Origin of the sequence: Bacillus sp. JJ722 (genome assembly GCF_036963345.1) — a bacterium.
GTDB lineage: Bacteria > Bacillota > Bacilli > Bacillales > DSM-1321 > Bacillus_AD.
Genome location: NZ_JBALMO010000160.1, coordinates 1 through 10371 on the forward strand (window position 1 = coordinate 1; position 10371 = coordinate 10371).

Sequence of the window (10371 nt, forward strand, 5' to 3'; positions counted from 1 at the left end):
TCCTATGGTGTTTGTTTTTTTCTCTTTATAATAACGTTAAGAATTAAAATGTTTCAAGAAAAATAGTTTAGTATCGTTATGTGCTTTCCTGAAATTGTATTAATCTTTACTTTACGAATTATCATAAATTTATTTCCACACGAAACAATAGCACCAACTGCTCTTCTAATCATTGGTATCTCCCTTTTCACCACATTCATCCATCTCTTTATCCTCGCATTCATATTTTAAGTTCATTTACAACAAATAACTGACAATATTTGTGTATAGGAACACCTTTCTTTAGTCTAAAAAAGAGAAATATAGTTCAAAAGCATTAATTTCAGAAGCAACTTAGCCGATATTATATTTAAATAGAGAAAGGAAGTTTATTACAACATGAAAAAACTAAAAAGATTATCTTTTGCAACAAAATCAATCCTTCGTACAACAGGATTAATTCTACTAATAGGTATTGTATTGGTCGTTTCAAACTTAAGGATTCAAAACGAAATACTGACAACTGAAATGGAAGAGCAAGCAACAGGAATCGCAGAAAAATGGGGAAAAGAAATTAACCCATCTTTAGTTATGAAAGCTGCAGAAGAAGAAGATTTTGATGATCCGACACAACAAGAGTTTACTGCCTTATTTGATCAACTTTCTGAAGCAAACCCAAATGTCGCCCAAGGATATTTATTTGAATCCACATTAGTAGATGGCAGTAAATCAGCAATTATCGCCAACCCTACTCACATTGTTGATAACTTAAAACAGGCCAATTTAAAAATTGGTGACATCTACCAACACCCAGATGCTAGTGCAAAAGCTATACAAGAAATGAATAAAACAAAAAAAGTTACAGCATCTGAGATTTATCATGACAAATTTGGTACTTGGATCACAGTAATGTATCCAATCAAAGATTCTTCTGGAGAAGTGTTTGCTTTCTTTGGAGTAGATGTTGATGCAAGTATGGTTAAAGATGGAACAGAAAAATACATAAAAAATTCACTACTTATTTTAATCCCATCCATAATCTTATCAGTTCTTATTCAAATATTTGTTAGTCGTAGAAGCTTTAGACCATTAACACAATTACGGCATGGTATTAATGAAATGAGAGAAGGAAACCTAGATATTGAACTTCCTACAAGGGAAGACGATTTAGGAAAAATCAATGAAGACTTTAATAATATGGCTGCTGAATTAAAAATGATGATTTTAAAAATAAGAAAAACATCTGATACATTATTACAATCATCTGACTTAGTTACGAATGTTACTGAACAATCACAACAACACTCTGTAAAAATTAGCGAAAACGTTAAGCAAATGTCAATAGGCGCACAATCACAAGAGATCTCAGTTAATGAATCAGCAGGTGCTATCGAACAAATTGCAGCTGAAATCAACAATATCGCACATTCTACTCAAGATGTGACAGTTATATCTAAACGTATGGAAGACTACGCAATGGAAGGTCTAGATTCTATCAGTGAAGTGGTGAGACAAATGTCGGTAATCAATGATACTGTAAAGCAATCCAGTGACATTATTAGTTCATTAAAAGTACGATCTGACGAAATTACTAGTATTTTAGAAGTAATTACCGGCATTTCTAGTCAGACTAATTTATTGGCCTTAAATGCTGCGATTGAAGCAGCTCGTGCGGGCGAACATGGTAAAGGTTTCGCTGTAGTCGCTCAAGAGGTAAAAACCTTAGCGGAAGAATCAACTAAGTCATCCGAAAAAATCGCAAAAATCCTTGAAAAAATTCTACAAGAAACGAACAATGCCGTATCTTCAATGGATGTAGGTACAATAGAGGCAGATAAAGGATCAAAAATCGCAGAAAAAACTGGTCAAATTTTCTTTGAAATCAAAGAGATTACAGACCAAATTGCCAATCAAATCGAAGGAGTTTCATCTGCAACTCAGGAAATTTCTGCAGGTACAGAAGAAGTTACTGCCTCTGTTAAGGATCTTACTGCCATTGCACACAATAATTCAAACTTTACACATGAAATTGAAGAGAGAACAATGGACCAATTAACGTCTATCAATCAACTATCAACAAATTCAAGACAATTAAATGAATTAGCAAATGAATTACAAACTATGATTTCTAAGTTCAAAGCATAAGTAAACTAAATACTTTGCAATGAAAAAGAAGCTCACAACCTTATGTAATAAGTCGTGAGCTTCTTTTATTGTATGTAATTTTTCCGATACTTACTGCTATCTATAGTCTGTTAAACTAAAATATGTGATTTACTATACACTTCCATATGTTCTTTAAGGAAGGAAATATATCGATCTACTTCTTCGATCGTTGAATATGGATTTGTCGTATAGAATTTATGAACGTATACTGGCAAACGTTTATTTGAATCTTTTACAGGAATGAGACGTTGTTTTTTCGTATTACCAAAGAAAATGATATCTCTTTCTAAACCAATTAATTCTGCATAATCTTCATTATATTGATTTATTTCCGTTACTTCTTTGCTATCTAAGTTTCCTGCAAGCTCATCACACCATCGACCTTGTTCTGGGTAAAATCTGAAAGTTGTAACAGGTGATACCCCATTTGTTACTTCCACATTTGAGAATTCTCTTTTTAATGCTTTTCTAAAGGCATTGTTTACAAGTAAATAATTAGCTAACATATGCTGATACCCTTCTACACCAAACGCTAGTAAAGAAGTATAAATGGCAATTGAACTTCCCATTCGAGTACATTCTAACGTATAGCTAGTGTGGTAGCTTCCATATCCACGGTTACCAACATATGGTGTCTCAGTTGCATCTAGATCTACGTATTTTAGAACCTCTTTATTTTTTAGAAGGAACAAACTTGTAATATAAGGAGTTTGTCCTAGCTTATGAAAATCAAAGACCATACTATCAGCCAAGTTGATATGTCTGAAATATGATTGATACTGCTTTAATACATCACGCACTTCTTCATCAAATTGAAGAGGATTATTATCAAAATCATATTCATTAAAAAACGTATACATCCCTCCCATTGCTGAGTCAGCATGTACATATATAGGGTCTAAGTTGTATGCCTGTTCAATTTCACCTAAAACTTGCTTCATTCCATAGATATCATCAATACCAAACGTATCAGTAGTTCCCATTGTTGCTAATACATAAATTGGAATACCACCATTATTGATAACTTCTTTCATTTTTAATTTTAAATCGTTTAAATCCATTGAATGATCGTCATTCGCTTTTACACGAATCATATTATTTACACCGATACCAGTTGCTTCTACAGATTTGTAGAGACTGAAATGAGATAGTTCAGAACAGAAACAATAAAGATTATTCGGGATTCCTTCTTTATTGGATTGTGGAAATTGACGTGCTATTGCTAAGCGCAATGAAGTGAATATAGAACCTTGTCCTCCCCATGTAGTATATCCACCACTTAAATTCGGGTCATACCCAACAATTCTTGATAACATACTTGTCACACGCACTTCTGCATTAGCAGCTGCCGAACCGTCCACATCCCAAAGGTTGTTACCATTTAAAATAACCGTTACTAAATTCCCTAGAATACTTGCGATATTAGGAAGTGGCGTTGCATTCGCCACATAACTACTATTTAAGAAACGGTGACCTTTTACTAACTCCATTAATTTATCTATCGTTTCATCCATCGAAATACCTTTATTAGGAATAAAAGCATTTTGGATGATACGATTATAATAATCCTCTGTATAATTTGGCATTTCACCTAAAGTCAGTTTAGATGGATCTTTTAATTCATCCATTCTTGTTAATATTGTTTTAAAATAACCTAATAACTCTTCTCGTTGCTGTTCATTTCCGTCAGCACTTGGGAATAATTTCTGTAAATCTGTCATAGTTGTCATGTTTAAATCCTCCAAAAAAATAGTATGTTATGTATATATGAATACTTCTTTATTAAAAGGTTATTGATTCTCAATTATTTTATAACATTCATAATCCAATCTAAAACACCTAACACATCCATAAATACAATGACAATGGCGATAGGAGTTAAATACTTTAATAAATAGTACCAAATATTAAAGAATAGCTTTCCAACATTTGAACCTTGTTGCATTTCTGCTAATAATACGTCTTTGGAAATTTTCGTTGAAATAAAGATAGAAATTAATAATGCTCCTAATGGCATCATGACATTACTTACTACATAATCGACAAAATCAAAAACTGTTTTATCAAACAGTTTGAAATCTGCCATTACACCATAAGAAAGACAAGATGGAATTCCTATCACAAAAATTAAGAGACCAAAAAAATAAGTTAATTTCTTCCGTTTGTTTGGATCATTTTTAGCTGTTGTTGCAACCGCAATCTCAATCATTGAGAATGCTGATGTTAAAGCTGCAAATAGAAATAAAACTAAAAATGCGGTAAAGAAAAGTATACCAAAGGGCATTTGACTAAATACCGCTGGTAATACAGCAAATATTAGTGGTGGCCCTGAATTTGGTTCTAAACCAAACGAGAAAACCCCTGGAAAAATAGCTAATCCCGCTAATAAAGCAATGAATAGATTCATAATAATAATCGAAAAAGCGGCTCTAGGCAGGTTTTGCGTTTTTGGTAAGTAAGAAGCGTACGTAACCATGACCGATGCACCTAGAGTAATCGTAAAAAACGCTTGCCCTAGAGCAAATAATATTGATTCAGAGCTTAATTTTGTAAAATCAGGATAAAGTAAGAATTTAACCCCTTCCATCGCTCCGTCCAAACTCAATGAGCGAATAACAATTCCGATAAACAGGATGAAAAGTAGCGGCATCATAATTTTACTTACTTTTTCAATTCCCTTTTGAACGCCCTGTGCAACAACAAGTACAGTTAGCAATATAAAGATGAATTGACAAAATAGAGTTACAAATGGATTCGAAATTAATTCTTCGAACAAACCTCCATATTGTTCTTGTGATAGATTATTTAGCCCTCCCGTAAGCGCTTTAAATAAATAAAGAATAATCCATCCACCAACTACACTATAAAAAGATAGGACGAGTATTCCAATTACTACACCCATTCTACCCATCAGGTGCCATTTTGTATTAGGTGCTAGCTTTTTATAAATTGTAATCGCGTCATTCTGACCGTGACGACCTACAATAAATTCTCCAACTAAGAGTGGATATCCCAATAAAAAAGCAAATAACAAGAAGATAAGGAAAAATGCTCCCCCACCACCTGTACCTGCTATATATGGAAATTTCCAAATAGCCCCTAATCCAATTGCAGAACCCGCAGTAGCTAAAATAAAGCCTACTTTTGATTTCCATTGTTCATGATGTGACATATTTACTAATCCTTTCTATTCATGGTGTCTGGATAATTATACTAAAAAAATATTTCTATTTATAGAAAAACTTTTAAAAAATCTTTTCATTCTTAAAAAAATTTCATTCCAACCTCACTTTTACCAAAAAATAGCTTTTAATCAATACAAAATTACCAAATATTGATTCATTACTTCTTACCACCCTAATTACTACATATCCATACATTTAATTTCATACTATTAGTGTAATGAGAATTTTTCAAACTAAAGGGAGGTTGAATTGTGTATATTGAAGTCGAAAAAGGTGTACATATCTTTGTACAGGATCTTAACCCTGGCGCTGGCAGCAAACCTGTTTTTTTCGTACATGGTTGGCCATTAAATCATCAAATGTTTCAATATCAATTTAACATATTACCTCAATATGGGTTCCGTTGCATCGCAATGGATATACGAGGAAATGGGCAGTCCGATAAACCTTGGAACGGTTATTCATACAATCGTTTAGCAGATGATATCGCTATGGTCTTAGAAGCCCTTCAATTAGAAGATGCTACCTTACTTGGTTTCTCTGTAGGTGGTGCACTCTCGATTCGCTACATGTCACGGTATAATGGACGTCATATTTCAAAACTAATATTGGTAGACGCTGTGTCCCCCTCTTTTGTTAAAAATCAGGATTCTCCATATGGTGTTACTAAGGAACAGGCTGATGCTCTAATAAATCAAATGTATATGAATCTCCCTAAGTTTCTTAACGATGTGTCCTTATCATTTTTCAATCGAAATCTTGGTTCTGCTACGTTAGATTGGTTTTCTTATCTTGGACTACAATCTGCTTCATACGCTCTTATTAAAATAATACAAGCAGCAGCGAATGAAGATGTAACAAAAGATTTAAGTAAAATCAAAGTTCCAACAATGATCATTCATGGAGTTCATGATCAACTCATTCCTTTTAAAAGTGCTGAACTCACACAAAAACAAATTAAACAATCGCAATTATATCCACTCAACAACAGTGGTCATGGATCGCCAATTGATCAAGCGAATGAATTTAACAAGGCGCTTATGCAGTTTTTAAATACTTGATAAGCTTATAACCTAACCAAATAAGATTTCAGAGAAGAACTATTTATCTTAATTATCACAAAAAACAAACAATGGTGTGATATTATATACATCTGAAAGGGGAAATGAATATGAGTGAATCTAATTTGTTGTTTATAGATGAGGTATTACATTTTTCATAAAAAAGGAGAACAAATGGCATTACAAACAGATAGACTAAGAATTATCCCTTGCACTTCTGAATACGTAGCAACAATTTCAGATGAAGAATATAATATGGGTCCTCATATTACAATGTATTTAGAAGAACTAAAAAAAGATTCAACTCTCTTAGGTTGGGGAGTATGGCTTGTAATTAATAAAGAAAATAATTCTATTATTGGTGATATTGGATTTAAAGGTAAACCAAATTCAAGCAAAACCGTTGAAATAGACTATGGAATTATACCATCTGCTCAAGGCAATGGATATGCAACAGAGGCGGTAAATGAAATTGTAAAATGGGCTTTTTCATTCGATACTGTCGATGTCATAGTTGCTGAATGTTTGATTGATAACCTTCCATCTATCAGAGTATTAGAAAAGTTAAAAATGAAAAAGACGGAAATACAGCATGAGATGATAAAATGGCAATTAAAGAAATAATTTTTTCTTAAGTACGAAAAGACGTGGGAACCCTTCACGTCTTTTTTGATTGCATTTAATTAAATTAGAAAAAATCCCCCTTGATTATGGGTACTTTAACAAGTGCGGATTAATAAATCTATAAAACTTTATTTAATCTTAACATCTACTTAAATGATGATTTACACTTTTACTCTATTCTTATTAATGTAATAGATTTTATAAGGAGTGAAGTAAATGACAAAGAGAAAACTATTATCCATTACACTAGGAACGCTTATAATGTTTTCTACACAACCTGCCTTGGCTGAAATTGACTCAAAGAATACTGACAACAGGAGTTTCAATCCAAATTCATTCGACCTTCAGGCACATCGTGGAGGAATGGGACTAACTGTCGAATCGACAATCGCTTCCTTTTCCAAAGCTCTAGAAATGGGTGTGAGCACATTAGAGCTTGATGTTCAAATTACAGAGGATAAACAAGCTGTTGTAACGCATGATCGTAAAATATCGGGAAGAAATTGCAAAGACACGCGCCCATTAAACACAGGAGACCCTGAATTCCCTTATGTAGGCAAGTACATAAAAGATTTGACACTTGAACAAATCCGAACATTAGACTGTGGTACAAATACTAAACCTGAGTATCCAGAACAACAAGCGAGCCCAGGTGCTCAAATGCCTTTACTGAGCGAGGTTTTCGACCTTGTAAAACGCTACAAAGCAAATAAGGTGTGGATGAATATTGAGACGAAAGTAGAGGCTGGTGCACCTTCGGAAACAGCTCCACGTGAAGATTTCGTGCAAATTGTTGCTCGCGAAGTTCGTGAAGCAGGAATGCTGAACCGCGTTTCAATTCAAAGTTTCGACTGGGGTACACTAATGCGAATGAAAGAAGTAGAGCCACGCTTACCTATTGTTGCTCTAACTAATGGTCCACAATTTTTGCAGCCTGGACAACCTGGGGCTTCACCATGGTTGGGTGGCATCGACATCGATGATTTCGGTGGAGACCTTGTAGCAGCAGCCAAATCATTTGGTGCAGACGCAATCTCCCCTGTTCATGGTTTCCCGCAAAACGGTAAAATGACGGACGATAATTACGTTCCTTATGTAACTCAGGACATGGTAGATGATGCACATAAAGCAGGCATGAAAATTATCCCATGGACAATTAACGATATTCCAACGATGAACAAGCTTATAGACGATGGCGTTGATGGAATCATCACCGACTATCCAGACCGCTTACGTGAGGTCATGTGGGATCAAGATCTAAAGCTTCCTAAAGGCTATAAAGCACCTAAAAATGTGAAGTTTCAATAGTTGAAAATCTATTAAAATCCATTAATTATAAAATCTTATTGAGTTTATATTGCTTATAAAATATTAAAAATTTTTATCTTTCATTTGATAAAGTTAGAGCCTTACAACGTTCCATATTTAGTAAGGCTCTTACTTTTTATAGTTTAAGTAAAAAGTCCCCACACTTTTCTGCTTAATCTTTGTATTCTAAATGATTATGTCGCTTACATCCAAATAAGTAACAGCCTCCAGTTACTTCAGGTTCAAAATCTATTAAATGTATAGTTCCGGATGAAATTTGTTCAATTTTATTTTTACATTCATTTATTTCTTGAAGTAATTCTTTAATACGTTCTTCTTTATCTTTCTTTGTCCAAATTTCATCACATTCCTCTTTGTATATATCTTTGATCAGTTCCTCTTTTTGTATAACGGCTTCCCTTACTAATTCATGCATACGTGTATTATTCTCCGTTTTATAGAGAGCAAAGATAAATCTACTAATCAAATATGTTGTTATGTAATACTCTTTCCACCCTTTTTCAAACCAATCAATTGCTTCATTATAGCAACCTAACTCAACATATAGATCTGATTTGTATTCAATATAATTTCTCCTTCATATTAAAGATCGTTAGCTTTGAGGGTGCTGTAGCAACACTACTACTGCTATAAAGTATTTAAAGGATACAGTAAAAGAGCTCCAATTGCGAAAAGGAAGCTCTTTTTTTATAACGAAAAATTCGGTGTAACACGGATCTCTAAATTATCATTTTCATCAAATGATTCAATTTCCACTAAAAAATTCGACCAAATATCCTTTGTTAGTTTTTCAAATATTGCATACTCTTTATCTTTATAGCTCATACATAACTTCTTTTCCCCAATTAAATTGCGTGTATATATTGATATTAATTTCCGGTCATTAGGTTTAATCTTTTTAAATTCTGGTTTCTTAAATTCCATACCTTCATAATAAAAACGCAAACCGAAAATATCCTGCTGTGTTTTGTTATCAACATAAATAATTGGCAGTGTTTGAATCCCAATATACATATATACATCCCCTTTACTTAACAAATATTTTTGTGAGTGAATATCATCCCTATTGAAAAGTTTCAGTAGTTCCTTAATTTCTTTCCATCGAATAATATTCAAAATATATTAAAGTTTTTACCCCCTCCAAAAAGTATTCTTACAAAAACGTAATGTTAACGTAAGGAAAAAGAATAGTTACTTACACTTTTTTTCTATATCATGAAGAAAGAAAAGTAAAAGCTTATGTAAGATACCACGACGTAAGATTCTTTGAGAACACTTTTAAATCAATCTTAATTGTCTCAAAATCAAAAACATCATTTATTATCTGAAAACCTATAAAGGAGTGACTTCCCATGAATTCTGAATTTAATGTTAGTTTATTCAGATCTATAAACGATTTAGGAAAAGAATATAGCTTTCTAAATCCTATTTCAATTTTATTCGCAGAATATACGGTTTATTTTTTAGTAGTGTCAGTGATTCTATTTTGGTTTACTCGTTCCTCTCGAAATAGAATCATGATTATAAGTGCTGGAATATCATTTATTCTGGCTGAAATAATCGGAAAAACAGCAGGTTTACTTTATTCAAATCAGCAACCATTCGCAGAGTTATCAAATGTTAACAAACTTATTGAAAAAACGGTTGGAAACTCATTTCCAAGTGATCATACGATACTCTTTTTCACATTTTGTTTTTCATTCTTCTTTTTTAAAACGAGATTCAAATACATATGGATAATCCTTGCATTTTCAGTAGGATTATCTCGTATTCTAGTAGGGGTTCATTATCCATACGATGTAATGACAGGAGCAATTATCGGTATTGCTACATCCTTTATTTGTTTTCGAGTTATCCCAAATAGGAAAATCTTTAATCAATTACTTGAGTATTATGAAAAAGTCGAACGAAAGATTATACCTCTGAAGGAAAACGAGAAGGATTTTTAAGACAGTTAGTTATTATCGAATGGCTCTTGTAGTATAAGAAAGGGCTGTCAGAAAAGTGATTTCAATCACTTTTCGAAC

The 10371-nt window shown here is 33.1% G+C and carries 9 protein-coding genes; 5 read left to right on the plus strand and 4 right to left on the minus strand.

The window, feature by feature from the left end; genetic code table 11:
* Positions 1-954: 954 nt before the first annotated feature.
* Positions 955-2124: a methyl-accepting chemotaxis protein gene (locus V7014_RS18740; protein ID WP_438824937.1), complete on the plus strand. Its 1170-nt coding sequence runs from the start codon at positions 955-957 to the stop codon at positions 2122-2124.
* Between the two features lie 110 nt (positions 2125-2234).
* On the opposite strand, the gene V7014_RS18745 is transcribed toward V7014_RS18740, so the two are convergent.
* Both V7014_RS18745 and V7014_RS18750 read right to left on the minus strand, forming a co-directional pair.
* Positions 2235-3866: a pyridoxal phosphate-dependent decarboxylase family protein gene (locus tag V7014_RS18745; RefSeq protein WP_335509184.1), complete on the minus strand. Its 1632-nt coding sequence runs from the start codon at positions 3864-3866 to the stop codon at positions 2235-2237.
* Between the two features lie 83 nt (positions 3867-3949).
* A complete protein-coding gene (locus tag V7014_RS18750; RefSeq protein WP_335509171.1) occupies positions 3950-5317 on the minus strand; it encodes a sodium-dependent transporter in 1368 nt (455 codons plus the stop codon).
* A gap of 264 nt (positions 5318-5581) precedes the next feature.
* Between V7014_RS18750 and V7014_RS18755 the strand changes: the two genes are divergently transcribed.
* The 3 genes from V7014_RS18755 to V7014_RS18765 all read left to right on the plus strand — a co-directional run bounded on the left by V7014_RS18755 (position 5582) and on the right by V7014_RS18765 (position 8323).
* Positions 5582-6391, plus strand: a complete 810-nt coding sequence (locus tag V7014_RS18755; RefSeq protein WP_335509173.1) for an alpha/beta fold hydrolase — start codon at positions 5582-5584, stop codon at positions 6389-6391.
* Between the two features lie 174 nt (positions 6392-6565).
* Positions 6566-7015 carry a GNAT family N-acetyltransferase gene (locus V7014_RS18760; protein WP_335509175.1) on the plus strand — a complete coding sequence of 150 codons (450 nt, stop codon included), beginning with the start codon at positions 6566-6568 and terminating at the stop codon, positions 7013-7015.
* 216 nt (positions 7016-7231) lie between these two features.
* Positions 7232-8323, plus strand: coding sequence for a glycerophosphodiester phosphodiesterase (locus tag V7014_RS18765; protein WP_335509177.1), 1092 nt, complete (start codon positions 7232-7234; stop codon positions 8321-8323).
* 172 nt (positions 8324-8495) lie between these two features.
* On the opposite strand, the gene V7014_RS18770 is transcribed toward V7014_RS18765, so the two are convergent.
* Both V7014_RS18770 and V7014_RS18775 read right to left on the minus strand, forming a co-directional pair.
* Positions 8496-8810: a hypothetical protein gene (locus V7014_RS18770; RefSeq protein ID WP_335509179.1), complete on the minus strand. Its 315-nt coding sequence runs from the start codon at positions 8808-8810 to the stop codon at positions 8496-8498.
* Between the two features lie 221 nt (positions 8811-9031).
* On the minus strand, positions 9032-9460 hold the full coding sequence (locus tag V7014_RS18775) for a hypothetical protein (RefSeq protein WP_335509181.1): 429 nt from the start codon (positions 9458-9460) through the stop codon (positions 9032-9034).
* Between the two features lie 236 nt (positions 9461-9696).
* On the opposite strand from V7014_RS18775, the gene V7014_RS18780 reads away from it, so the two are divergent.
* Complete coding sequence (locus tag V7014_RS18780; protein ID WP_335509182.1) at positions 9697-10293, plus strand: undecaprenyl-diphosphatase; 597 nt, start codon at positions 9697-9699, stop codon at positions 10291-10293.
* Positions 10294-10371: the final 78 nt, after the last annotated feature.

Bases quoted from the DNA above. Each gene is read 5' to 3' on its own strand.
- V7014_RS18765 (WP_335509177.1), top strand. From the start codon at position 7,232: ATGACAAAGAGAAAACTATTATCCATTACACTAGGAACGCTTATAATG.
- V7014_RS18780 (WP_335509182.1), top strand. From the start codon at position 9,697: ATGAATTCTGAATTTAATGTTAGTTTATTCAGATCTATAAACGATTTA.
- V7014_RS18745 (WP_335509184.1), bottom strand. From the start codon at position 3,866: ATGACAGATTTACAGAAATTATTCCCAAGTGCTGACGGAAATGAACAG.
- V7014_RS18760 (WP_335509175.1), top strand. From the start codon at position 6,566: ATGGCATTACAAACAGATAGACTAAGAATTATCCCTTGCACTTCTGAA.
- V7014_RS18740 (WP_438824937.1), top strand. From the start codon at position 955: ATGGTTAAAGATGGAACAGAAAAATACATAAAAAATTCACTACTTATT.
- V7014_RS18750 (WP_335509171.1), bottom strand. From the start codon at position 5,317: ATGTCACATCATGAACAATGGAAATCAAAAGTAGGCTTTATTTTAGCT.